The organism is Pseudomonas gessardii (assembly GCF_001983165.1).
Taxonomy (GTDB): Bacteria; Pseudomonadota; Gammaproteobacteria; order Pseudomonadales; family Pseudomonadaceae; genus Aquipseudomonas; species Aquipseudomonas gessardii.
On sequence record NZ_MNPU01000001.1, the window covers coordinates 105,448 to 130,188 of the forward strand.

The following is a 24,741-nucleotide window of genomic DNA, read 5'->3' on the forward strand; positions in this document are numbered from 1 at the left end:
CTTAGAAGTTGAACGCCACACCGGTGAAGGCGCCAAAGCCGTCCCCCGGATACAGCGCGGCAACGTCCTTGCCCTGGGCGTCATAGATCGGCTGGATGGCGGTGACGTAGTTCTGGTCGGTGAGGTTTTTCACGTCCAGGTACACCTGCCATTTCTTGCTCGGGGCCTCATACCCCAGCTTGGCGCCGAAAATCGTGTAGGAGGGCGCATACAGGGTGTTGGCGTAGTCCACGGCGGTACTCGATACCGAACGCACATTGACCCCGGCGTAGAACCCGTCCGGATGGCGGTATTGCAGCTCGGCCTGGTACACGTGCTTGGGCAGCCCCGGCAGCTCGTTGGCGCCAAAGCGCGCGTCGTTACGGTAGTAGAAGTCGTTGAGGGTATAGGCCTGGCGCAGGTTGACGGTTTCACCGCGTGCGCTCTGCCACAGCTGGGTATCCAGGCCGGCTTCGATGCCCTGGTGGATGGTCGGGCTGGCGTTGGACGTGGAGTTGACCGCCGCCGTGGTACGGGTGGCCGGAATCACTTCGACGGTGAGCAGTTCGTCCTTGATCCACGAGCGATACACCGCGAGGCTGCCGTCGAAAATTCCGGCTTTGCCGCGCACGCCAAACTCCACGGTATTGGCCTTTTGCTCGGTGAGGGTCTTGGCGTAGTTGCTGGCCACCCCGGAGCCCGACGACGACCAACTGTTGGGCGGGTCGATAGAGCGGCTGACGTTGCCGAATACCTGGAAGTTCGGCGTGATTTCGTAGCGCAAGCCCAGGCGCGGCGCGACGTTCCAGCTGTCGTAGTTATAGTGGTCGGGGTAGGGCGAGGTGTTGGCGCGGTCCGAGTAGCGCACCTCGATATCGCGCTTGATCTGGCTCAGCGACAGGCCGGTGGACAGCCACAGGCGGTCGGTCAGTTGCAGGTCATTGCCGGCGGCAAACACGCGGTCGAACGAGCCGGTGTAGCGCGCCTGTTTCTGCAAGGCGCCGTAGGTGCTGGCGGCCGGGTTGCCGTTGTAGGTCTTGACCCCGGCCTGCAGGTGCTGGGTGCTGGTCAGGCTCAGGGACGTATTGCTGGTATGGCCCTGGATCTGGTCGCTGCGGTTGTAGGTCAGCGACAGGTTCAGGTCGCGCCAGTCCCAGTAGTTGGGGTTGACCGTGCTCTTGCGGTACAGCACCTGCGGGTAGTTGTGATAGACCAGGCCAAAATCCAGGGTGGCGTCATCGTCGAAGGTGTAGGTGGTCTTGCTGCCGACCCAGGTCGAGCCGCGCTTGGTTGAGTCATCGCGGCTGGCCAGGGCCACCGGGTTGGTGTGCGATGAGTTGTGCTTGAGCTGGGCCTTGGTCAGGGTGCCGGAGCTTTCGTGGTATTCCTCGCGATAGCGCACGAACAGCCGCGTTTGCAGCTTGGGGTTGAAGCGGTAGCCGAAGTTGGTGACCACGCCCTTGGCCTTGGTGAAGGTCCAGTCCTGGTAACCGTCGCGTTCGGAGTTGCTCAGGCTGACGTAGTAGTCGCCATCGCCGACTACACCGGCGGTGCTCAGTTGCTGCTTGCGCCAGCCAAAGCTGCCGGCCTCCAAGCGCGCGTGATTGCCCGGCGCAGTCAGGCCGGAGTTGGTCACCATATTGATCGCGCCCCCCAACGACAGTGCGCCGTACTGGAAGGCATTGGCCCCGCGCAGCACTTCGGTGTAGTCCAGGCCCTGGGTTTCCAGCAACTCATAGGGCGTACCGCCGGAACCGGTCAGGGCCAGGCCGTCGAACAGGAACTTGGTGCCTTCGCGAAAATACCCCGGCGAGGTATTGGCCCCGGAGCCGCGGATGGAAATCTTGATTGCATCGTTGCCACCCGCCGACTGCGCATACACGCCGGGCTGATAGGCGAGGGTGTCTTCCAGGGTTGCCGAGCGGCCGCGTTCGACCTCGGCGGCCTTGACCAGGCTGACGCCGCCGGCCACCTCGTCGAGCTTGAGCCGGGCTTCTTCGCTGGCGGTGATCTTGCTGGCCTGCACCGTCACGGTCTGTAGGCGTGAATCTTCTGCGTGGGCCCATTGGGCGGCGAGGATCAAGGTCAGGGCGCTGGCGGTTTTAAACGAGTGGGAGGCGAGTGGAGGCAGAGGCCTTGAGATCAACTTCAATTGTGCATTCCCTGTGATTGGCTACGAGTGGAGGCGAGTTTCTATTCGTATAGTCAATCTCTGGCAGGGATAGAGCAGAAAGCATGCCAAGAGCAGCGGGGCGTTTTTGTGGGGTGTTTGGTTTTAACCAGCGGGCCACTTATGCCAAAAAAATACACCTGTGTTGAACGGCTGTTGGATTTTGAACAGTGCTGGAGGGCCCGCGCCAGAGCGGGTCAATGTGGTTAGCGGGGGGGATATCGACGGCGGCGTGAACCCCATGTGGGAGCGGGCTTGCTCGCGATGCAGACGCCTCGGTGTATCAGTTACACCGCGGTGATGCTATCGCGAGCAAGCCCGCTCCCACATTTTTTACCGTGTCAGGCTTTTAAGGTACGGGTCATGCGCAACGCCAGCACACTACCCGCGACAATCACCGCCGCCAGCAGGTACAGCGCCAGGTCGGTGGACCCGGTGGCATCCTTCACAAAACCCACCACGTACGGGCTCAAGAAGCCCGCCATCTGGCCCATGGAGTTGATCAATGCCAGGCCACCCGCTGCAGCACCGGCGCTGAGCATGGCGGTGGGCACTGGCCAGAACATCGGCAAGCCGGTGAGGGCGCCCATGGTGGCGATGGTCAGGCCAAGGATCGCGATGGCCGGGGTGGTGGCGAAGTTCACCGCGATGATCAGGCCGACAGCGCCCATCAGCATCGGCACCACCAAGTGCCAGCGGCGCTCCTTGCGCAGGTCGGCCGAGCGGCCCACCACCAGCATGAACACGGCCGCCAGCAAATACGGAATTGCACTGAGCCAGCCGATCACCAGGTTATCGCTAAAGCCCATGTTCTTGATGATCGACGGCAGCCAGAAGTTGATGGCGTACACGCCGCTCTGGATACAGAAGTAGATCAGGCCAAAGGCCCAGATCGCCGGGTTCTTGAACACTTGCAGCAGCGAATCGGTAGTGGTCTTGGGTTTGTTGGCCAGGTCGGTGGCCTGGTCGGCTTCAAGCACTGCGCGTTCATGGGCGGTCAGCCATTTGGCGTTGGCAAAGCTGTCGCTGAGCAGGAAGTAGGCGAGGGCGCCAAGGATCACCGTGGGCACACCTTGCAGCAGGAACATCCACTGCCAGCCCGCCAGGCCGCCCTGGCCGGCGGCGAAGTGGTTGAGGATCCAGCCGGAGAACGGGCTGCCGAGCAGGCCCGATACCGGGATCGCCGACATGAACAGCGCCATGATCCGCCCGCGGCGGAAGGTCGGGAACCACTGCGAGAGGTACAGCACCACGCCGGGGAAGAAGCCCGCCTCAGCGGCCCCGGTAAACAGGCGCAAGGTGTAGAAGTGGGTCGGTGTGGTCACAAACAACAGGCAGGTGGACAGGGTGCCCCAGGTGATCATCATCAGCGCAATCCAGCGCCTGGGACCGAACTTGGTCAGCGCCAGGTTACTCGGCACGCCGCACAGCACGTAGCCGATAAAGAAGATCCCGGCACCGAGGCCGTACACGGTCTCGCTGAACTTCAAGGCGTCGAGCATCTGCAACTTGGCAAAGCCGACGTTGACGCGGTCCAGGTAGTTGAACAGGTAGCAGATGAAAATAAAGGGGATCAGGCGCAGGGTGATGCGCTTGTAGACGGCGTTTTTGTCGTCATCGTTGGCCAGGGTAGCGGCGGCGCTCTGTGACATGGTGTTCTCTCTTTATTATGATTTTTCGCGATGCGCGGGTAACGTTGATCGCCCCAAGAGTCTCGGTCACGGGACGGTGCCGTGTCTTTGTGCCCCCGCACAGCGATCCATCCATTGCGCTGTGCCTTTGACCAATCGCTTAATGCAGCGCTTTCAAGGAATTTAGCCCCATGTTCGAGCTCGATCATGACCTGGCGCAGGACATCGTCAATCGCACGATGGCCATTTTGCCCTATAACGTCAACGTCATGGACAGCCAGGGCCTGATCCTTGGCAGCGGCGAACCGGAGCGTATCAACACCCGCCATGAGGGCGCGCAATTGGTGCTGGCCAACGGTCGCGTGGTGGAAATCGACAGCCAGACCGCCAAGCACCTCAAGGGCGTGGCGCCGGGGATCAACCTGCCGCTGCTGCATGACCAGCGCCTGATCGGGGTGCTGGGCATCAGTGGGGAACCGCAACTGCTGCGCACCTATGCCGAACTGGTGCGCATGACCGCCGAGATGCTGGTCAGCCAGCGCCATCAACAGGCCGAGCAGCAATGGCGACGCCAGCGTTGTGATGATCTGCTGGCGTTGCTGCTGGCCGACAGCGGCGAATCGCCGCGCCTGGTGGATGAGGCCCAGCAACTGGGGCTCAAGCCGCAATTGTCGCGCACCCCCTATCTGTTTGAGTTGGGCCCGGGGCAGACCGCCGAAGCCCTGGCGGCCTGGCTGGCCTCCCGTTACCCGGACAGCTGGTGCGTCAGTTCTGCACAGTTTTCGTTGCTCTGGTGCCGCCCGGCCTCGGTGCCGATGGATAACCCGCGCCTGCTGGAAAAACTCGATGCTGCGGGCTGGAACATCCTGCGGGTCGCCGTGGGTGGCCAGGCCGATGGGTTGGCCGGCTTGCGCCGCTGTTATCGGCGGGTGGCGGACTTGCTCGCCTATGGCCGCGACATACTGCCCCAGTCGCGCCTGCTGACCCTCAATCGCTACCGCTTGCCGGTGATGCTCTGGCGCCATCGCACCGACGATGCCCTCGATGAGTTGCTCAACCCGTTGCGCAAGGTCCTGGCCAAAGACAGCAACGGCCAACTGCAGGCCACGCTGCGCAGTTGGTGCGAGCACGATGGGCAAAGCCAGGCCTGCGCCGACGCCCTGGGCATCCATCGCAATAGCCTGCGCTACCGCATGGAGCGCATTGCCGAACTGAGCGGTGTCGATCCCCTGACCCTGGACGGCATGCTCGCGCTGTACCTGGGGGTGCAGCTGTTGCCCCAATCCCCGTAGGTGCCGGCACTTTTGTAGAAATGAACAACAAACCCCAGCCACGCTTGTGCATCGGACAGGCGTCATTGCCGCTGCCAACTGGCAGCATGGGCGACATAAAAACCGGAGAAAGCCCATGAAAGTCATCATCGCCCCCGACTCGTTCAAGGACAGCCTGAGCGCCGCCGGCGTCGCCCAGGCCATTGCCCAAGGGTTGGCCCAGGTCTGGCCGGATGCCGAACTGATCCAGTGCCCGATGGCGGACGGCGGTGAAGGCACGGTGGCGTCGGTCCTTGCGGCCTGCCAGGGCGAGTTGCGCAGTTGCACCGTGCAAGGCCCGTTGGGCGGCACCGTTGAGGCGCGTTGGGGCTGGTTGGCCGAGAGTGCCACGGCAATCATCGAAATGGCCGAAGCCAGTGGCCTGCAATTGGTTGCGCCGGGGCAGCGCGATGCCTGTGCCAGCAGCACCTTCGGCACCGGTGAACTGATCCGCGCGGCCCTGGATGCCGGGGCCCGGCGGATCATCCTGGCGATTGGCGGCAGCGCCACCAACGACGGCGGCGCCGGTGCCCTGCAGGCCCTGGGCGTGCAACTGCTCGACGCCCAAGGCACAGCCCTGGCGCGTGGCGGTCTGGCCCTGGCGCGCCTGGCACGGATCAATCTTGAGCAATTGGACCCACGCCTGGCCCAGGTGCGTTTCGACATCGCCGCCGACGTCAACAACCCTCTGTGCGGGCCCCACGGTGCTTCGGCGATTTTCGGCCCGCAAAAGGGCGCCAACCCTCAGCAGGTCGAGCAACTGGACCAAGCCCTCGGCCATTTTGCCGAGCACTGCGCCCAGGTCTTGCCCCGGGACGTGCGCGACGAGCCCGGCAGCGGCGCCGCCGGTGGCCTGGGCTTCGCCGCCAAGGCCTTCCTTGGCGCGCAGTTCCGCCCGGGCGTGGAGGTGGTCGCCGACCTGGTGGGCCTGGCAAACGCCGTGCGCGACGCCGACCTGGTGATCACCGGCGAAGGCCGCTTCGACGCCCAGACCCTGCGCGGCAAAACCCCGTTTGGCGTGGCACGGGTGGCCAAACAGCACGGCGTGCCGGTGATCGTGATCGCCGGCACCCTGGGCGAGGGTTACGAGCAGATGTACGCCCATGGCGTCGACGCCGCGTTCGCCTTGCCTGGCGGACCGATGAGCCTGGAGCAGGCCTGCAGCGAAGCGCCGAGGCTGTTGCGCGAGCGGGCGGCGGATATTGCACGGGTGTGGCGCTTGGCGGTGCGGGGGGATTGATAGGGGTAACCGTGCGCGCCGTGACAGGGCGGCCGATAATTACTATGATCGCTGCTTACTTTGAAGACTGGCTGACCTGGCCGGGGATGTTGGAAGCCGATCATGCAGATCAAGCGTTTTACTCTCGTCAATTTCCGTGGCATCGAGCACGTCGAGCTTGATTTTGAGGGCAAGAAGACTATTGCTTTGGTCGGGGTCAATGGGGTGGGCAAGTCTTCGATTCTGGATGCGTTGGCGATTACGCTGTCGAATTTGACCTCGCGGATCGTGGGGCAGGCTTCAAAGTCCAGGGCTATCTCCAAGGACGATATCAAGGTTGGCGCTGACTATACGCGCCTGCAATTAGTCGCCAGGTTTGCGGCAAATGAAGTTGATTGGGCGATCGCTTTAAACCGTAAGGCAGGTAAGCATCCCAAGGAACGAAGCAGCGACTTGAGCCAGTTGAATACTGCTGCTGGCTCCATCGAGATCGATGTCCTGCGTCACGAGCTTGTTGACGAAGCACCGGTCCAGTTGCCACTGGCGGTTTATTACGATGTCCATCGCGCTGTTCTGGATGTGCCATTACGCATCAGAGAGCAGTTGGTCAATGCCATCGCTGAGGGGTATGACGACGCCCTTGGTCACGGCGGCGCTGACTTCAAGCGGTTCTTCATTTGGTTTCGCAACCAGGAAGACCTTGAAAACGAAAAGGCTCGGGATGTGCCAGGGTATCGTGACCCGGAGCTTTCTGCAGTTCGTCGCGCCATCGAAACGTTCACTGGCTTCAAGGATGTCAGGGTCCGCCGCAAGCCTGCGTTGCGAATGACAGTCCTTAAAGGCAATCTTGAGTTCAACGTTCTGCAACTGTCGGACGGCGAAAAGTGCCTGCTGGCGATGGTGGGAGATCTGGCTCGCAGGCTTACATTGCTGAACCGTCAGGTTGTCGATCCGCTCAAAGGCAGTGGCGTAGTTCTGATCGACGAACTGGACCTGCACCTGCACCCAGGCTGGCAACGTACCGTCGTGGCCAATCTGGAAAAAACCTTCCCCAATTGCCAATTCATCATCACTACCCACTCCCCGCAAATCCTCGGTGAACTGCCCGCCAACGCAATCATGTTGCTCAAGGAGGGTCGGTACCTCGGGCATCCAGAGCGGTCACTCGGGCTTCGCAGTGGTGAAGTAGTGGAAGAGTTGATGGGCGGCTTTGCACAAAACCAGGACGTGAGCGAGCAACTTAAAAAAATCCATCTCCATCTGGATGACGACGACCTGGACGCTGCTCAAGCCGGTATTGAGTCGCTACGACAGGATATTGGAGATATCCCCGATATCCTTGAAGTCCAGGCCAGTCTTGATTCCCTGAGGTGGACGCAAGAGGATGAAGCGTGAGGTCGATCAGAAAAGGTGCGGAACCCCGTGAACTGATCGACTGGCGCAGAGCAAACAGAGAGACACCCCAGAATCTGTTTTATGGCCGGGGCAGTAGTTTTCCGGGCGAGCCCGTTCGCAAAGCGCTGCTGTTGGAGCAGTTTCATCTTTGTGCCTATACCCTGCGCCGATTGCCGACCGCTGATGAGTGCCTGGCGAGGGGGCAGGGGACGATTTTCAGTTGCCATATTGAACATGTGCTTCCGCAAGCGGAGCATGAGGCCAAGAGTATTGCCTACGACAATATGGTTGCCTGTTATCCCGCTAGCCAGTCAGGTGTGGCTTGTGAGTACGGCGCGATAGAGAAGAAGGCCTACGACCCGGCTAAAGGGCTTTTTGTCTCGCCGCTGTCTCCTGCTGCCAGCCAGCAGTTCCGGTTTTCCAGTGATGGCAGGGTCGAGGGGCTTTCACCTGAAGCGGTCAAAACCGTGGAGGTGCTCAAGCTCAATCACGCCACACTGGTCAACAACCGAAAGGCTGTAATCAGGGGGCGATTGATGCCACGTGGCAAACCTATCTCCGCAGCGGCAGCCAGGCGCCTGTGCGATGAGGCTGAAGTCCCTGATGCCAATCAATGTCTTCTTGAATACTGCCTGGCCCTCAAGCAGCAAGCAGAGCTGCACGCTCAAAAATACGAAAAGAAGGCGGCACGTACCCGTGGTCTGCCGAGGCATTGATAGATCGAGTATTCCCCAGGACGGTAGCGGGCGCCTACACTGCTCGGCCACTTGTCTTTCAAAGGATGAAACACAATGCCTACACCTGACCCCAAGATCGTGATCCAGCGCTTTGCCGAACCCCATCTCGAAGGCATGCGTGCGCTCTACAACGAACCGGCCGTGTGCCGTCAGGTGCTGCAGATGCCGTTCCAGTCACTGGAGGTGTGGCGCAAGCGCCTGGCCGATACCAATGAGCGACTGCTCAGGCTGGTGGCGGTGCAGGCGGGCGAGGTGATTGGCAGTTGTACCCTGGAGCAATATGCGCGCAGTCGGCAAAGCCATATCGGCGGCATTGGCATGGGGGTGGCGGTGGCCTGGCAGGGCAAGGGCGTGGGCACTCAGTTGTTGGGCGCGGCGCTGGAGGTGGCGGACAACTGGATGAACCTGCGCCGGGTGGAACTGACGGTGTACGCCGATAACGAGCCGGCCCAGGCGCTGTACCGTAAGTTCGGTTTCGAGACCGAGGGCCGGCTGCGTGATTACGCCGTGCGTGACGGCGTCTTTGTCGATGCCTTGAGCATGGCCCGCCTGCGTCAGACCGCCTGATCGCCCAGGGCAAACGCCACCGCAGCCTGCGCATGCAGCGCGGTGGTGTCCAGCAACGGCAGGTCGCTGTGCTCGGGCTTGATCAGCAGGCCGATCTCGGTACACCCCAGGATAATCGCCTGGGCGCCACGGGCCGCGAGGTTGGCGATGGCCTGCTGGTATATCTGGCGTGAGGCTTCGCTGATCACTCCGACGCACAACTCGTCATAAATGATCCGGTGCACGGCGCAGCGTTCTGCTGCGTCGGGCACCAGTACGTGCAAGCCCTGGGCCGCCAGGCGCGCCTTGAGAAAGTCCTGTTCCATAGTAAACGCTGTGCCCAGCAGGCCGACCGTCAGGGTCTGGGCCTGCACCGCCGCCGCGCCCGCCGCATCGGCAATATGCAGGAACGGCACCGACACGCAGGCTTCGATCTGCGGTGCCAGCAGATGCATGGTGTTGGTACACAGCACGATGCAGTCCGCACCACCGGCTTGCAGGCGGCGTGCGGCGTCTTGCAGGATCAGCGCCGCGTCATCCCAGCGCCCGGCGTGCTGGGCTTGTTCCACCGGGCCGAAGTCGACGCTGTACAGCAGGATTTGTGCCGAGCGCAGCGGCCCCAGCCGGTCGCGTACCTGCTGGTTGATGATCCGGTAGTACTCGGCGCTGGACTCCCAGCTCATGCCGCCGATAAGGCCGATGGTGCGCATGTGATGCTCCTGACAAGGGGGAGCTTCACCTTACTCATTGACGGCTGATTAGTCATACGCAGTTGCCAACCCATTCACCAGGACAGTTCAAACAACGGTGATTGCCGAGCACTGTTTGCGTGCTGAGTTGACTCGTCCATACCTGTAAGAAATGACAGTATTTTTTGATTCAGTGCACGTATCTAATCAGCATGGGCGAGGGGCAATACATTTGCCAGGCCGATGGCGACTTACCCCTCACTCTGCGAGGTTTTGTCTGAATCGATTTAAGGCAATGCCCACATCCCAGGCCGTTAACTTTGAGCAAGATCAGGCCGGCTGAAGAAAATACTCCCTGTTTTGCTTCACCGTCACGGCAGGCGTTGCAGCCGGAGCCCAATCTTATCGACAGTTGATTCAAGAGGAATCCCTTATGGCATTGCAACCCAGCGAAGGCGATCCTGGCACCGGCCAAAGCGATCATTTACCGCCGACACCGCTCATTATTCCCGAGATCCAGCTTCCATTCGCTGCTGCGCCACCGCGTTCCGATAGTGAGCCGTTGCGCACACAGGCTCTCGCTTGGGCGCAGCGGTACGGCTTGATCGGACGCCGCGGTGCGCACCGGTTGAGCACCACTGCGCTACTCGAACTGGGAGTTGCATTGTGTGCAAGGGCGCCCACACCCCGAGCCGAGATTCTGGTGTGCTGGTATCTGTGGGCGCTCACTCTTGATGACCGAATCGATGATGGCCCTTGGGCGGAAAACGGTGCGCTGGATCGCTTTATCATTGCCGTGCAGGCTTTGACCGAAAGCGGGGATGCTGACCCATCAGGTGAGATCAGCCGATTTGATGACCCGATGCTCGTTGTTCTGGCCGATGATCTGTGGCCTCGGACCCAGTGCCTGGGAGGCGACCATTGGCGCCACAGGCTCGTGCAACATTTGATCCAGCATCTGCGTGCGCAGGCGACGCTGGTACGCCTGCGGGAAGCCGACAGGTCGCTCACGTTGGCTGAGTACCTGCCTTTGCGCCGGGACTCTTTCGGCGCACTGTTCTTTTTTGATCTCATCGATGCGGCCGAAACGCTCGACCCGTACGAGCATCCAGCGCACACCGAATGGTGGAGCACGCTGCGTGAGCATGCTGCCGATATGATTGCCTGGACAAACGACATCCATTCGATTGCCAAAGATGTGGTGTGTGGTGAGCGCTTCAACCTGGTGTCAATACTCGCCAATACCCGTGGCATAGGCTGGCCTGCCGCGCTTGAATCCGCCCATCAGATGGTGAACACGGCGGTTGCGCAGTTCACGGTGGTCGCCGCCCGGCACGCCAATCAACGGCGGACCGCCGCGACCGACCCGGATCGGCTGAGTCAGGTTGTCCGGGCGGCGGCTGACTGGCACCGCAGCGTTTCTCGCTATCACCTGCAAACCACCGACGCTTCGGCACAGGACAACCGGCAAGTGGATCTGAAACTGACCCCGCCAACCCTTAAATCCCGTCAGTTTGAAATCGACCCGTATCCATTGTATGAGCGTTTACGTACCACTCTACCGATCGTTTACGACGAGCCCACCGATGTGTGGCTGGTCAGTCGGCATGTGGACGTCAAAGCCGTGTTGACCCAGCCTGGGGTGAGCAACAACAACTACAGTTGGCAGATTGGACCGCTGCTTGGACACACTATTGTCACTATGGATGGGTGCGAGCACGCTCAGCACCGAGCGTTGCTTAGCCCTGCGTTCCGCAGTCAGGCCCTTGTGGCGCTTGAAGCATCCATCACCTCGGTGACCACAGACCTTCTGGCGCACATGCATGGCCGATCCCAGGTGGACCTCATTGCCGATTTCACGGCAGCGCTGCCAGTGCGGGTGATGGCTCGTGCGCTGGGTCTCCCGGCGCAAACCCTCGAGGAGGTGGAGCGGTTAAAGCGTTGGTGTGCGGTCGGCTTTGCTTATATGGGCAACTATCGACAGGACCCGGCACTGTTGACCGGCGGGTTATCCAACCGAGACAGTTTCTATGACTTCATCCAGCCACACATCGATGCCCGCCGTGCTGAACCCTCAGATGATTTGATCTCGCAGCTCCTGGCGGCCCGGATTGACGGTCAGCCGTTGTCCGAGACGTTCGTGCGGTCCTACTGCGCGATCCTGATGACTGCGGGTAGCGAGACCAGTCACGGAGCCCTGGCGAATTTGATTGTCAACCTGTTGAGCGAGCCTGGCGTTAAAGAGGCGGTGATGGCCAATCCAGACCTGATGGATAATGCGCTCACCGAAACCCTGCGACGCAACCCTCCTTTGCAACTGGTACTCCGGGAAGCCCGTGAATCGTTGCAACTGCCGTCGGGAACGATTCCTGCCGGCGCGACCCTGGCCTGTCTTATCGGTTCGGCCAACCGTGACCCGGACCAATTCATCGACCCAGACACGTTCAACATGTCGCGTACCGAACAGGCGACCAGTCATTTCGCCTTCGGCGCGGGGCGTCACTTCTGTCTGGGATCGATGCTCGCACGGATGGAAATTACTATCAGTGCTCGCATGCTGCTACAGACATTTCCAAACATGCGCTGGGCTCCGGGGTTTACGCCTACCGAACGCGGATTCCTCAATCGCTGCCCTGAGCAACTGGAGGTTGTACTGTGACCACGACTGACTCCACTGAGGAATTCGGCTACACCAGCAGTTATCTTGCCGATCCGCACGCAGGCCAATTGGCACGGCTGCGCACCCTGGAGCGTGCCTTTGACCCATTGAGCCATGCGGTTTTTAATCAGCTGGATCTTGTGCAAAAACCTGCCATCCTCGATCTCGGCGCCGGTGCCGGATCCCTCGCTGGCTGGCTGGGCAAGCGATATCCCGACGCGACAGTCACCGCCACAGACATCGACACCCGATTCCTCACCGATATCCCCGGCATTGAGGTGATGACCCATAATGCGGCGACCGATGGTTTTCCCGCTGCCTCCTTTGACGTGGTACATGCTCGGGCGCTTCTGTGTCACCTCGGTGAACGCGAAGACATATTGACGCGAGCCGCTACCTGGGTCCGCCCGGGTGGTTGGTTGGTGATCGAAGACGTGAGTCTGCGACCGAGCTTGAGAACGGCGAACCCGGTGTTCCGAAAAGTCGCCCAGGCCGGCATCACCCTGCTGGAGCAGACCATCGGTTCCGACATGCTATGGGCCGATACGCTTCCCGATGGATTACGTGATCGGGGACTCTACAGGGTTGGGCATCGCACCCTCGAAGGCCGAATCGGTGACAACGGCCCAGCCGATGCCTTCTGGGCTGCAACCACCGCGCAGGCTGGGCCAGCGCTGCTGAAACGCCAGTTACTCACTCAAGACGATCTTGATGCCATGGTCAACCTGCGTGCCGATCCAGGATTCACTGAAGCAGCGTTGACGTTCGTCAGCGCCTGGGGACAAGTCACCTGACTTGGGTAAACCCCGTACCCGAAAACAATGTATGGGGGGAGGGCACATGTACTGCACCGAAGGGAATGTAGAATGACCAATGATGTAGTGTTAGTTGATGCGCACGATGTACAGATCGGAGTTTGTGACAAACGCCTCGCACACCTGGGAACGGGAAAGCGTCATCGCGCATTTTCAGTGCATTTGATCGACAGTGGCGGGCGTCACCTACTTCAACGTCGTGCTGCCGGTAAAATGCTCTGGCCAGGTTTCTGGTCGAATGCGTGCTGCAGTCATCCGGCACCTGGAGAGACTGTGCTGGATGCCGCTTCTCGTCGTCTGCGTGAGGAGTTAGGCATCTGTGCCTCCTGCCGCTTTTTATATAGTTTTGAGTACCATGCACGTTTTGGTTCGATCGGTGCGGAGCACGAATTTTGTCATGTGCTGATTGCGCAATCTGACGCTTTGGTTTACCCGGCAGCGCAAGAAGTCAGCGAGATCCAGTGGTGGACGCGGGCTGAAATATCGGCTCAACTTTCAGAAGCACAAGGGCAATTCACGCCCTGGTTTCGGATGGAGTGGCGTCGCCTTTTATCGGAGCATCCTTCGTTCGATGTACCTGCATTGCAGATCTGATCAAGCTACACGTATAAACCTGTTAATTATGACAGTAGACGGTAGGCCTTTGGGCCCTGTTAATGGAAACCAAGCCTACTCCTTGAAGGCTTGATCCATTGACATGATGAGGGTTGCCAAATGCAAAATACATACGACTTTCTTAGCTTCGACGGCCTGCCTGCGGCCGAAATTACCGAGACAGGCGATAAACTTACGATCACCGCGCAAGCGATTCCTAACATTGATAAGGGACAAGAAGTGGTGTTCTTTCTGCGTACGCCGATGGGCCATGGCATTGCGATCTACCTGGCCTTGCAACAAGACAACTTGAAGCGGCCCATGGTGATTGAGATTGATAAGAGCCAACTTCCCAAGGCGAGGGAATTGCACATCGACTATGGCGCCTACGATAACCGGCGCGCGGTTCATCGTTCAGCCGTGGCGTATTATCCCCCCCGTGAAACCGCAGCCTAGGGCTGGCAGGTCAACCGCATCTTCCATTGCAGCCACATTGAGGCCGGGGCGCTTGTAAACACCGGCCCGTGCCTCAGGCTGGTGTTTAGTCATACGCCGAGCGGGCGCATCTGCCATGATCAGGCCTTGCAACCTGGCTCACCCAAGGAAACCCGCAATGGACGATGTACAGCAACTGGGCGAGATGCTTCGTCATTACGCCGACAGCGAAGCGCACAAGCGCCAGCAGTTCGAGGTGCAGTCTGCCCACTGGGCCCGGAAAATCACCGAGCTGTATGGCCAGATCGAGCAATGGCTGGCGCCGGTCAAGAGTGATGGGTTGCTGGAGGTGCGGCGTGAAGCCTATGTGGCGTCCGGCCCGAGCGTGCCGGTGGAGACTTCGACCTTCAAGAGCGAGAAGCTGACCATCGAGATTGCCGGCAAACCGGTGGAGTTCGTGCCGGAGGTGATGGGGGTGGGTGGGTTGATTGCGTTGTCGGTCATGGGCCTGACCGCTGCCCGTTACGGCAGCATATCCCTGGTACTGCTGCCGGGCTCCGATGACTGGCTGTGGAAGAAAACCAATGGCCTGAAAGACCCGGACACCTTCGCCTTTGATGCCAATTTCCTGGCCTTGCAGTTGCAGAGCCTGATTCCGCGCGAGCGCGGCTGATCCCCAAGCCAATGTGGGAGTGGGCAAGCCCACTCCCACACAAGCCCAACACTTACCTTCAGACCTCTACATTACCCCAACCCGGCTTGGCCTCTTCAGGCGCCACCGACTTGACCGGCTTGCCCGTCGCCAACTCCACCCGCCGCGCCACCTCCGGGTCGTCGGCGAACGGAATCAGGCTCGCCTCATCCAGCTCTGCTCCAGACTGGTCCCGCAGGCAGTATTCCACGGCGCCATACAGGCAGATCACCGCCACCAGGTTAAAAATGACCTCCCACATCAGGCGATCTGCGCATCACGTTGCGCCACCTTCAAGTCGGCCACCCGCACGGTGCGCCAGGTGTTGTAGGCCATCAGCAGCATGCCGCCGAGGAAGAACACCCCACCGGCAAACCGCACCACAAACCCCGGGTGGCTGGCCTGCAAGGCTTCGACAAACGAGTAGGTGAGGGTGCCGTCATCGTTGATCGCCCGCCACATCAGGCCCTGGGTGATGCCGTTGACCCACATCGAGGCGATGTACAGCACCGTGCCGATGGTGGCCAGCCAGAAGTGCAGGTTGATCAGCGGTACGCTGTACATCTGCTCGCGGCCGAAGATTTTCGGGATCATGTGGTACAGCGAGCCAAAGGTGATCATCGCCACCCAGCCCAGGGCGCCGGCGTGGACGTGGCCGATGGTCCAGTCGGTGTAGTGGGACAAGGCGTTGACCGTCTTGATCGCCATCATCGGCCCTTCAAAGGTCGACATGCCGTAGAACGCCAACGACAGCACCAGGAACCGCAGGATCGGGTCGGTGCGCAATTTATGCCAGGCGCCCGACAAGGTCATCATGCCGTTGATCATCCCGCCCCAGCTGGGCGCCAGCAGGATCAGCGACATGGCCATGCCCAGCGATTGCGCCCAATCCGGCAGCGCGGTGTAGTGCAAGTGGTGGGGGCCGGCCCAGATATACAGGGTGATCAGCGCCCAGAAGTGCACGATGGACAGGCGATAGGAATACACCGGCCGCCCGACCTGCTTGGGCACGAAGTAATACATCATCCCCAGGAACCCGGTGGTCAGGAAGAACCCTACCGCGTTATGCCCGTACCACCACTGCACCATGGCGTCGGTCGCCCCGGAATACACTGGATAGGACTTGAACCAGTCCACCGGGATCGACAGGTGGTTGACCACGTGCAACATGGCGATCACCACGATAAACGCGCCGAAGAACCAGTTGCCTACATAGATATGCTGGGTCTTGCGCTGCACCACGGTGGTGAAGAACACGATGGCGTAGGCCACCCACACCACAGTCATCCACACCGCGCCGGAGAACTCGATCTCGGCGTATTCCTTGGTGGTGGTGTAGCCCAGGGGCAGGGTGACCAGCATGACCACGATCACCGATTGCCAACCCCAGAACGTAAAGGCGGCGAGCCAGTCGGAGTACAGGCGCACCTGGCAGGTGCGCTGTACCGCGTAGTAGCTGGCGGCAAATTGCGCGCTGCCGGCAAAACCGAAGATCACCAGGCTGGTGTGCAGCGGTCGCAACCGGCCGAAGGTGGTCCAGGGCAGGTCCAGGTTCATGTCCGGCCACACCAGTTGCGAGGCGATCCACACGCCCATGGCCATGCCGATGACGCCCCATACCACGGTGGCGATGACGAATTGACGGACGACCTTATAGTTATAGGCCTGCCCGGTTGATGCTGTGCTCATGGTCAGTCTTCCATGGTTTCAAGTCCCGGGCACTGTAGGAAATCCATGAAAAACAAAACAGGCTCAGAAAAACTACATTAATACGGATCAGAATTTATCCCTTAAAACATGGGGTATTCCATGGCTGATATGGTTTTTTAGTTTTTAGCTGAATCTGTGACGTCTTGAGCTGTAGGTGCATAGTCGCCCCCATAGAAACCGCTGCCGTCGAGCGCGGTCAGCCATGATGAGGTAGCGAGATGTATCGGTACGATGAGTACGACCGGGCCCTGGTCTTCGAGCGTGTGGCGCAGTTCCGTGACCAGGTCGAACGGTTTGTCGCTGGCGACTTGAGCGAAGAAGAATTCCTGCCGCTGCGCCTGCAAAACGGCCTGTACCTGCAAAAACATGCCTATATGCTGCGGGTGGCGATCCCCTACGGCACCCTCGGTGCGCAGCAACTGCGCACCCTGGCGAGCATTGCCCGGGATTACGATCGCGGCTACGGCCACTTCACCACCCGGCAGAACATGCAGTTCAACTGGATCGAGTTGCAGCAGGTGCCCGACATCCTCCAGCGCCTGGCCGAAGTCGACATGCATGCGATCCAGACCTCGGGCAACTGTGTGCGCAACATCACCACCGAAGCCTTTGCCGGGGTGGCCGCCGACGAGTTGCTGGACCCGCGCCCGCTGGCAGAAATCCTGCGGCAATGGTCGACCATCAACCCCGAGTTCCTGTTTTTGCCGCGCAAGTTCAAGATCGCCATCTGCTCGGCGCGCCAGGACCGGGCGGCGATCATGATGCATGACATCGGCCTTTATCTTTATCAGGACGCCGACGGCCAGATGCTGTTGCGCGTGCTGGTGGGCGGTGGCCTGGGGCGCACGCCGATCCTGGGCTTGCAGATTCGCGACGGCTTGCCCTGGCAGCACCTGCTGTCGTATGTCGAGGCGGTATTGCGCGTGTACAACCGCCATGGCCGGCGCGACAACAAGTACAAGGCGCGGATCAAGATCCTGGTCAAGGCCCTGGGCATCGAGGCGTTTTCCCGGGAAGTGGAGGAGGAGTGGCAGCACCTGCGCGATGGCCCGGCGCAACTGACCGAGGACGAGTACCAGCGCGTGGCCGCAGCCTTTGTGCCACCGGACTATCAGGCATTGCCCGATACCGACCTGGACTTTGGCACGCACATGGCCGACAGCCCGGCCTTCGCCCGCTGGGTAACCCGCAATGTGCAGCCGCACAAAGTGCCGGGCTATACCAGTGTGGTGCTGTCCACCAAGCCGGGGATTGCCGCGCCGCCGGGGGACGTGACGGCCGAGCAGATGGACGCCGTGGCCCAGTGGGCCGAACAGTTCGGCTTCGGTGAAATCCGCATCGCCCACGAACAGAATATCGTGCTGCCGGACGTGCCCAAGGCGCGGCTGCATGCCTTGTGGACCCTGGCCTGTGAGCAAGGGCTGGGCAGCGCCAATATCGGCTTGCTGACCGATATCATCGCCTGCCCCGGCGGCGACTTTTGTGCCCTGGCCAATGCCAAGTCGATCCCCATCGCCCAGGCGATCCAGCAGCGTTTCGACAACCTCGACTACCTGCATGACCTGGGCGATATCAGCCTGAATATCTCTGGCTGCATCAATGCCTGCGGGCATCATCACATCGGCAATATCGGCATCCTGGGCGTCGATAAAAACGGCAGCGAGTGGTACCAGATCACCCTGGGCGGTGCGCAGGGCAAGGCCAGCGCGCTGGGCAAGGTGATTGGCCCCTCGTTCAGTGCCGCACAGATCCCGGATGTGATCTCACGTCTGATCGCCACCTACGTGCGCTACCGGGAAAGCGACGAACCCTTTATCGACACCGTACAACGCATCGGCCTGGAGCCGTTCAAGGAGCGGGTGTATGGCAGCGTGGTGCAGCCGGTATGAACAATCTATTGAGCCTGGAGCAGGGCGTGGCGGCGATCAAGCACGATGACCCTTGGACCCTGGTGCGCGATGCCGAAGGGCCGCTGCCCGAGGGCGCGCTGATTCTGCCGCTGGCGCTGTGGCTGAGCCGGCGCATTGCACCAGACCCACCGCAGGACGCGGTGTGGCTCGGCCCGGATGATGACGTGGAACACCTGCGACCGTGGCTGGATGCATTGCCGCTGATTGCCCTGGATTTCCCCAGCTTTCGCGATGGCCGTGCCTACAGCCAGGCCTATCTGCTGCGCACCCGCATGGGCTGGCAGGGGGAGTTGCGGGCGGTGGGGGATGTGCTGCGCGACCAACTGAGCCATATGCGCCAGTGTGGTTTCGATGGGTTTGCCGTGCGCGAGGACCGCTCGGCCGCCGATGCGCTCAAGGGCCTGGCGGGCATGAGTGTGAGCTATGGCCGCTCGGTGATTGAGCCGCGGCCGTTGTTTCGCCGGCGGTAGCCCTCTGCCTGCCGCCGGCGCGTTGTTATTTCAAGGCCGGGTCGGCGGGGTTGAGTTTTTTCCAGCTCTGCATCACCTGCTGCGCCTTCGGTTCCTGGCCGTTCTCCAGGTAGTACTGGATCAGCGACAACCGTGCATTGCGGTTATAGGGCTGGCGTTGCAGCAAGGCTTCCAGTTGCTGGCAGGCCTTGTCGACCTGGCCACCGTCATGCAACGCCACCGCCAGCACAAAACTGTACTGCCCGTTGTCCGGTTCCAGGCGGGCGGCCTCGCGCAGGTGCGTCAGCGCTGACGGGGTGTTGCCCTGGCGAATCAGCATCAATCCCTGGGTATGTTGCAGCAGCGCCGCCTCAGGGTGTTGCTTGAGGCGGTCGGCCAACAGGCGGCCGGCTTCTTCGCGCCGGCCGTTGGCTTCCAGCCACTGGGCGAGGGTCACCAGCGCCGGGTAGAAGTCCGGGTCGCGCAGCAGTGCCGTGCGCAGTTGGGCTTCGACCTGAGCGGCGCGACCGCTGGCCTGGTACAGCATGGCCAGGTTGAGGTTGGCTTCGGCGCGTTCCTGCAGGCTGAGTTGCACGTTTTCGTATTCACCGATGGCCTGCTCCCAGGCCGGGCCCAGGCCTTGGGCCGCGACGCTGAGCAGATCCCGCGCGGCAAGGATGCGCACCGCACGCACCGGGTCCTTGAGCAAGGGGCCATACAGCGCCACACGTTCGGCGGGTGGCAGGAAGGCGCTGACCGCCCGTAGCGCACTTTCGCGCACCTGCGGGGCAGGGTGGCCCAGGTCCTTGGTTGCCAGCTTCAACGCCTGTTCGCTGGGGTAGTTGGGCAGCTCGACCAGCAGCGTGGCGCGTTGGATGGCCGGCAGGTTATTGCGTGCCAACTGCTCATACAGCGCCTGCGCCGCCCCCGGCTGGCCACCGCGAATCAGTGCCAGGCTTTCGTCGTAGCGGGGGGCCTGGAGCGCCTGGCTGTGGTCCCACAGTTTGAATTGCGCGGTGATCTTGTCGCCGGCCTTGCCTTGGTGGCAGGTCAGGCAGGCGTCCGGGGTGCCGAGCCTGGCGGCGCGCTCGGGGTTGGGAATGCTGAAGCTGTGGTCATGGCGAAAGTCATTGCCCATGTAAAACTTGCCGGGCATATGGCAATCGACGCAAAACGACCCGGGTTGCCCGGCGACATGGCGCGTGTGTTCTGGCGCCTCGTAGTTCTTGGCCTGCAGGCCCCGGCCATCGACCGTGGCCACAGCGGTCTTGCCCGCCGTGTTGTGGCATTGCAGGCAGACGCCATTGCCGGGGGCCTTCAACTGGTTGCTATGGGGGTTGTGGCAGTCGGTGCAGCGCACGCCCTTGTCGGCCATCTTGCTCTGGGCGAAGGCGCCGTGTTCAAACACCTCATCCTTGATCTTGCCGTCCAGGGTATACAGCTCGCGGGTCAGGACACTGGGCAGGTAGTCGTCCATCAGGCGCTTGCCCACGCGATAGCCATCGCCCAACGGTGCCCGGCGCGCATGGCAGCGGGCGCAGGTTTCGAGTTCGACGGTGGCGTCCTTGTCCTTCAAGTCCACGGCAAAGCCGGCATGCAGCAGGTCGCCCTTTTTCGCCGCCCATTGCACATGGTTCGACGCCGGGCCATGACAGGCCTGGCAGCCGACGCCGAGGCTGTTCCACTGGCTGTCGAAGCGGTTGTTGACGGCATCGAAATTGCGCTGGTAGCCGGTGGTGTGGCACTCCACGCACATGAAGTTGGCGTTCTGGTTGGGTTGGCTCCAGTGCAGTGGGTTCTTGAAGTTCACGCCTTGGCCGGGGTAGAGGTGAAACCAGCGGTTTTTTTCGGTATCCCAGGCCACGCCCAGGGCCTGCAAGCGCCCGTCGCCGACCTCGATCAAGTACTGCTGCAAGGGCGTGATGCCGAAGGTGTAGGCGACCTTGAAGTCTCCAGGCTTGCCATCGGCACCCGGGGTATTGACCCAGAACTCATTGCCCCGGCGAAAAAAGCGGGTGGTTTCGCCTTCGCCTTTGAACGACGCATTGTTGAAGTCGGCCGGCACGGTTTCAGGCGTCGCCTGCTGCATGGCCAACTGATGATGAGAACCTTGCCAGTCCTGGGCCTGGGGCTGATGGCAGGCCTGGCATTGTTGCTCGTCCACGAGCTGCGCTGGCGGTATCGCCACCGGCTTGGCCACCGTGGCCACCGGCGTGGGGGCCAATAGCTGCGGGGTGGGCGTACTGGCCTGGAGAAACAGCCAGATCCCGAGCATGGCCAGCAGCAAAACGGCAATCAGCAAGGGGTATAGATAACGATTGGGTGAGTCACGGTGGGCTGCGTTTTTGTTGTTAGGCTTGGGCATGCGGCTTCCGATGTCCTGGGGCATTGACGCACTAAGGCGTGCTTAAGCTAGGTGCAGCTTTGACGCCGGCACGGTATATGTCAATCGAGGTACAAAAAAAGCACACGAGTAGTGTGCCAATAGGCTATTTTTCACGAGTTGGCTATACCTGTTAATTCACGTCTTGATGATAAATACCAAGGAGTCGCACCAATGAAGCTAGGGCTAATGATCAGCACGCTGTGTATTGCCTCACTCGGGGTGACTGGCTGTGCAAGTAAAGTCCCCCAGCCGGACGAGTATTCCGGGTTTCTTTCGGACTACAGTCACTTGAAGGAAGCCAAGTCGCCATCGGGCGCAGAGGTGATGCGCTGGGTCGATCCCAAGCTGAATCTGAACCGCTACACCTCGGTGTATATCGAACCGACCCAATTCTTCCCCAAGCCCCAGGCCACGGCGCAAATCCCCGAAGACACCTTGCGTAGCATCAACGAGTACTACAACCAGGCGCTCAAGCGTGAGCTGGTCAAGTCCCTGCCATTGGCCAACGCCCCGGGCCCGGGCGTGATTGTGGTCCGGGCGGCGATCACCGCAGTCAGCCGCAAGACCGAAAGCCTCAAACCCTATGAGTACATCCCGGTGGCCCTGGTGGCCGCCGCGGTGAGTACCGGCACCGGGATTCGCGACCAGGAAACCACCCTGGGCACCGAGGCGCAGTTTCTCGATGGCGACAATGGGCGGGTGATTGCCCAGGTTGTGCGCAAAGGCACCGGCAAGCCCCTGGACAATGACAGCCAGGTGATGAAAGCCTCGGATGTGAAGGGTGTGATCGATGGCTGGGCGGCGGATTTGCATCAGTCCTACGCCAAGTTCAAGGCCAAATAACGCGCGCAGGCTTGTTGTGGTTGTGGCGAGTGGGCAAACCCCGCTCGCCACAACAATAGGCTGATGGCATGCCGGTTTAGTCAATCCCCGACAAACCACCGGTAATACGGATTGGCCCCATCCCGCTGCAACACCTGCCGGATATCCCGGCCCCAGGCTGCCCGATCACCGTCATAGGCGTGCAGGCTGGCGCGGTAGAACTGCATCAGGCGTTGCTGCTCGGCATCCAGGGTCCGCAAGAAGGCCGCATCGGCATTCAGCAACGGCGCCGGCACCCGTAAGTCGAGCAAGGCCGGCAACACCCGCTTGATCTCCTGGCTGCGCACCCACGGCGCATATTCGATGCGCGGCTGGTCATCGGTGACGGCCAGGGCCTGCCCGGCAAAACGTTGCAGCCCATTGCGATCGGTGACCCAGGTCGCCAACAGGGTCGGCGCCGAATCAATGCCGACCTCGGCCAGGGCGCTGCGTACCGGGGCTTGCTCAAAGCGCTGACGAATGCGCGCGGCGTCCAACTCGATCGGCTCCAGGGAACCGACTAACAGCATCTCGTGGAACTCGCTGGTCCACAGCGTGGCGTACGGGAACACATCGAGGAAGCTGCGCACCAGTGACTGCGAGTCTTCGATGTTCTGCGTCGGCAGCGGCAGCCACTGGGCCAGCAGACCGTGTTTTTCCAGGCGCCGCGCAGCCAGTTGGTAGAAGTCGCGCGAATACAGGTTGACCACGCCGGCGGCGGAGGGCGGTGGCGGTTCCAGGGTGATCAGGTCATAGGCCTGGGGGCTGCGCAGCAGTTCCTGGCGCCCGTCGCGCAAGCGCACCTGCACCCCGGGATCGCTGGCGGCGTTGTAGTTGCCCTTGAACAGCGGCGCCGCCTGCACCACGGCGGGCAGCAACTCGGCGACCACCCGGTGTTCCAGCCCCGGATAACGCAACAGCGCGCCGGCGGTAATGCCGGTGCCAAAGCCGATCACCAGCGCCGAACGGGGCTCGGCGTTATGGATCAGCAACGGCAGCAGGGCCTGGATACGCATATAGCGCAGGGACGGCATGGCATCGCCGGTGTTGGACACGCCCTGGATATACAGGCGCTGAAAGGCCCGCGCGCCCTGGCCCTGGGTGACCACCGCGACCGTCGCACCACGGCCTTCCTGGTAGAACGCCAGGCTGGCATTGCGTGCGCCGGGCAGCAGGTTGGCCAGGCGCTCGACCGGGGTCAGCAGGGCCACGACCAATGACAGTAGGCCGAGGGCCGCCACTGCCTGGCGCCGGCCTTTTTTTACCCCATGGCCACGGCGCACCGCGATGTAACCCACTACGCCGGCAATCACCGCCAGCAGACCCAGGGTGCGCACCAGGCCGAGCCAGGGGATCAGCACAAAGCCGCAGAGCATCACCCCGACAATCCCACCCAGGGTGTTGAACGCCACCACCGCGCCCACCTCCCGGCCTACCTGCGCGCCGCCCACACTCAGGCGCAGCGCCAGGGGAAACGCCGCGCCGAGCAACAGGGTGGGCACAAACACAATGCACAGGGCGACCATGGCAAAGCGTGCGCTCATGCCCGGCAATTGGCTGCCACCCAGGCTCAGTACCAGCGCTTCGGCCTGGGTTTGCAACAGCACCAGCCACCGGCCCAGCAGGGCGATTTCCAGCAGCGCCACCAGCCCGGCCCCGGCGATCAGCAGGCCGAAGACGCCCCAGGGATCGCGAAGGCGTGCGACCCGGCGCGCCATCAGTTGGCTGCCGATAAACAGCCCGGCCAGGTAAGTCGCCAGCACCACGGCAAAGGCATAGGTACGGGTACTCATGAACTGCACGATAGACTGCGACCAGACCACTTCGTAACCCAGGGCCACGCCACCGGCGATGGCGTACAGCACCAGCGCCAGGCGGGCCGGCCGGGTCTTGGACGGAACGCTGAGCGACGTTGCACGATGGCGCACGTACAACAAGGCGCCGACGGCGGCGAGCAGGTTGAGCAGGGCGGCCACCAGGGCACTGCCGCGCACGCCAAAGGTGGCGATCAGCACAAAGGCCGTGAGCAGGGTGCCGACGATGGCCCCGGCGGTGTTGGCCGCATACAGCCGGCCACCGGCCTGGCCCAGGTCCTTGGCATCGACATTGAGGGCGCGCACCAGCACCGGCAGCGTGCCACCCATCAACAGCGCAGGCAGGCCCACCAGGGCGAAGGGCAGGACCCAGGCCAACAGGCCGATGCGTTGTTCCAGCCAGGCAAACGGGCTGGCGGCCATGCCCAGGGCCAGCGTGGCGCTGACCCCGAGCACGGCGACCAGTATTTCCAAGACCGCGTACAGCAGCAGTGGCCGGGCGAGCCGATCGGCCCAGCGACCAAACAGCCAGCTACCCAGGGCCAGCCCGGCGAAGAAGGCACTGATCCCGGTGGTGATGGCATAGACCTCGACCCCGACCACCAGTGACAGCTGCTTGATCCAGAGCACCTGGTACACCAGGGCGGCGCTGCCGGAGATAAACAGCAGCAGGGTGGGGATCAGTAGGGTAGAGGCCTGGAGTTGGGCCAGGGGTTGGCTGGCTGTGCGTGAAGACATTGC

Annotated in this window: 20 protein-coding genes; 13 read left to right on the forward strand and 7 right to left on the reverse strand. The window is 61.6% G+C overall.

Features of this window, described 5'->3' with window-relative positions; all coding sequences use genetic code 11:
• Position 1: 1 nt before the first annotated feature.
• Entirely contained in the window at positions 2–2,131 is a 2,130-nt protein-coding gene (locus BLL38_RS00495) for a TonB-dependent receptor family protein (protein WP_242627582.1), read from the reverse strand.
• Between the two features lie 359 nt (positions 2,132–2,490).
• Positions 2,491–3,801 carry an MFS transporter gene (locus BLL38_RS00500; protein ID WP_076960806.1) on the reverse strand — a complete coding sequence of 437 codons (1,311 nt, stop codon included), beginning with the start codon at positions 3,799–3,801 and terminating at the stop codon, positions 2,491–2,493.
• 170 nt (positions 3,802–3,971) lie between these two features.
• Between BLL38_RS00500 and BLL38_RS00505 the strand changes: the two genes are divergently transcribed.
• The 5 genes from BLL38_RS00505 (at position 3,972) to BLL38_RS00525 (ending at position 9,008) form a co-directional block, all read left to right on the forward strand.
• Positions 3,972–5,072, forward strand: a complete 1,101-nt coding sequence (locus BLL38_RS00505) for a sugar diacid recognition domain-containing protein (RefSeq protein WP_076960807.1) — start codon at positions 3,972–3,974, stop codon at positions 5,070–5,072.
• 115 nt (positions 5,073–5,187) lie between these two features.
• On the forward strand, positions 5,188–6,330 hold the full coding sequence (locus BLL38_RS00510) for a glycerate kinase (protein ID WP_076960808.1): 1,143 nt from the start codon (positions 5,188–5,190) through the stop codon (positions 6,328–6,330).
• A 102-nt stretch (positions 6,331–6,432) separates the two neighbouring features.
• Positions 6,433–7,704 (forward strand): AAA family ATPase, encoded by a 1,272-nt coding sequence (locus BLL38_RS00515; RefSeq protein WP_076960809.1) that lies wholly within the window; start codon positions 6,433–6,435, stop codon positions 7,702–7,704.
• Positions 7,701–8,420 carry an HNH endonuclease family protein gene (locus BLL38_RS00520; RefSeq protein ID WP_076960810.1) on the forward strand — a complete coding sequence of 240 codons (720 nt, stop codon included), beginning with the start codon at positions 7,701–7,703 and terminating at the stop codon, positions 8,418–8,420. Before BLL38_RS00515 ends, BLL38_RS00520 begins: the two co-directional genes overlap by 4 nt.
• Positions 8,421–8,495: 75 nt before the next feature.
• Positions 8,496–9,008: a GNAT family N-acetyltransferase gene (locus tag BLL38_RS00525; RefSeq protein WP_076960811.1), complete on the forward strand. Its 513-nt coding sequence runs from the start codon at positions 8,496–8,498 to the stop codon at positions 9,006–9,008.
• Here the strand turns inward: BLL38_RS00525 and BLL38_RS00530 are convergent.
• Positions 8,996–9,697: an aspartate/glutamate racemase family protein gene (locus BLL38_RS00530; protein WP_076960812.1), complete on the reverse strand. Its 702-nt coding sequence runs from the start codon at positions 9,695–9,697 to the stop codon at positions 8,996–8,998. The two genes, BLL38_RS00525 and BLL38_RS00530, sit on opposite strands and share 13 nt — an antisense overlap.
• Positions 9,698–10,109: 412 nt before the next feature.
• Here BLL38_RS00530 and BLL38_RS00535 point away from each other — a divergent pair, with 412 nt between their 5' ends.
• From BLL38_RS00535 to BLL38_RS00555, 5 genes are all read left to right on the forward strand, one after another.
• Positions 10,110–12,335: a cytochrome P450 gene (locus BLL38_RS00535; RefSeq protein ID WP_076960813.1), complete on the forward strand. Its 2,226-nt coding sequence runs from the start codon at positions 10,110–10,112 to the stop codon at positions 12,333–12,335.
• A complete protein-coding gene (locus BLL38_RS00540) occupies positions 12,332–13,129 on the forward strand; it encodes a class I SAM-dependent methyltransferase (protein WP_076960814.1) in 798 nt (265 codons plus the stop codon). Before BLL38_RS00535 ends, BLL38_RS00540 begins: the two co-directional genes overlap by 4 nt.
• Before the next feature lie 72 nt (positions 13,130–13,201).
• Positions 13,202–13,744, forward strand: coding sequence for an isopentenyl-diphosphate Delta-isomerase (idi, locus tag BLL38_RS00545; RefSeq protein ID WP_076960815.1), 543 nt, complete (start codon positions 13,202–13,204; stop codon positions 13,742–13,744).
• Positions 13,745–13,864: 120 nt separating this feature from the next.
• The gene (locus tag BLL38_RS00550) at positions 13,865–14,200 is read left to right on the forward strand and encodes a hypothetical protein (protein ID WP_076960816.1); all 336 of its coding nucleotides are present in this window, start codon (positions 13,865–13,867) and stop codon (positions 14,198–14,200) included.
• A gap of 157 nt (positions 14,201–14,357) precedes the next feature.
• The gene (locus tag BLL38_RS00555; protein ID WP_076960817.1) at positions 14,358–14,852 is read left to right on the forward strand and encodes a hypothetical protein; all 495 of its coding nucleotides are present in this window, start codon (positions 14,358–14,360) and stop codon (positions 14,850–14,852) included.
• Between the two features lie 58 nt (positions 14,853–14,910).
• On the opposite strand, the gene BLL38_RS00560 is transcribed toward BLL38_RS00555, so the two are convergent.
• Positions 14,911–15,132: a cbb3-type cytochrome c oxidase subunit 3 gene (locus tag BLL38_RS00560; RefSeq protein ID WP_076960818.1), complete on the reverse strand. Its 222-nt coding sequence runs from the start codon at positions 15,130–15,132 to the stop codon at positions 14,911–14,913.
• On the reverse strand, positions 15,132–16,559 hold the full coding sequence (gene ccoN / locus BLL38_RS00565; protein ID WP_076960819.1) for a cytochrome-c oxidase, cbb3-type subunit I: 1,428 nt from the start codon (positions 16,557–16,559) through the stop codon (positions 15,132–15,134). Before ccoN ends, BLL38_RS00560 begins: the two co-directional genes overlap by 1 nt.
• Positions 16,560–16,798: 239 nt before the next feature.
• On the opposite strand from ccoN, the gene BLL38_RS00570 reads away from it, so the two are divergent.
• Together BLL38_RS00570 and BLL38_RS00575 are read left to right on the forward strand one after the other, a co-directional pair.
• Complete coding sequence (locus tag BLL38_RS00570; protein WP_076960820.1) at positions 16,799–18,469, forward strand: nitrite/sulfite reductase; 1,671 nt, start codon at positions 16,799–16,801, stop codon at positions 18,467–18,469.
• Positions 18,466–18,960, forward strand: coding sequence for a DUF934 domain-containing protein (locus BLL38_RS00575; protein ID WP_076960821.1), 495 nt, complete (start codon positions 18,466–18,468; stop codon positions 18,958–18,960). Before BLL38_RS00570 ends, BLL38_RS00575 begins: the two co-directional genes overlap by 4 nt.
• Positions 18,961–18,985: 25 nt before the next feature.
• Here BLL38_RS00575 and BLL38_RS00580 read toward each other — a convergent pair whose 3' ends face one another.
• The gene (locus BLL38_RS00580) at positions 18,986–21,304 is read right to left on the reverse strand and encodes a tetratricopeptide repeat protein (protein WP_076960822.1); all 2,319 of its coding nucleotides are present in this window, start codon (positions 21,302–21,304) and stop codon (positions 18,986–18,988) included.
• Positions 21,305–21,496: 192 nt separating this feature from the next.
• On the opposite strand from BLL38_RS00580, the gene BLL38_RS00585 reads away from it, so the two are divergent.
• Complete coding sequence (locus tag BLL38_RS00585) at positions 21,497–22,168, forward strand: DUF3313 domain-containing protein (protein WP_076960823.1); 672 nt, start codon at positions 21,497–21,499, stop codon at positions 22,166–22,168.
• A gap of 80 nt (positions 22,169–22,248) precedes the next feature.
• On the opposite strand, the gene BLL38_RS00590 is transcribed toward BLL38_RS00585, so the two are convergent.
• A complete protein-coding gene (locus BLL38_RS00590) occupies positions 22,249–24,738 on the reverse strand; it encodes a fused MFS/spermidine synthase (protein ID WP_076960824.1) in 2,490 nt (829 codons plus the stop codon).
• Positions 24,739–24,741 lie beyond the last annotated feature (3 nt).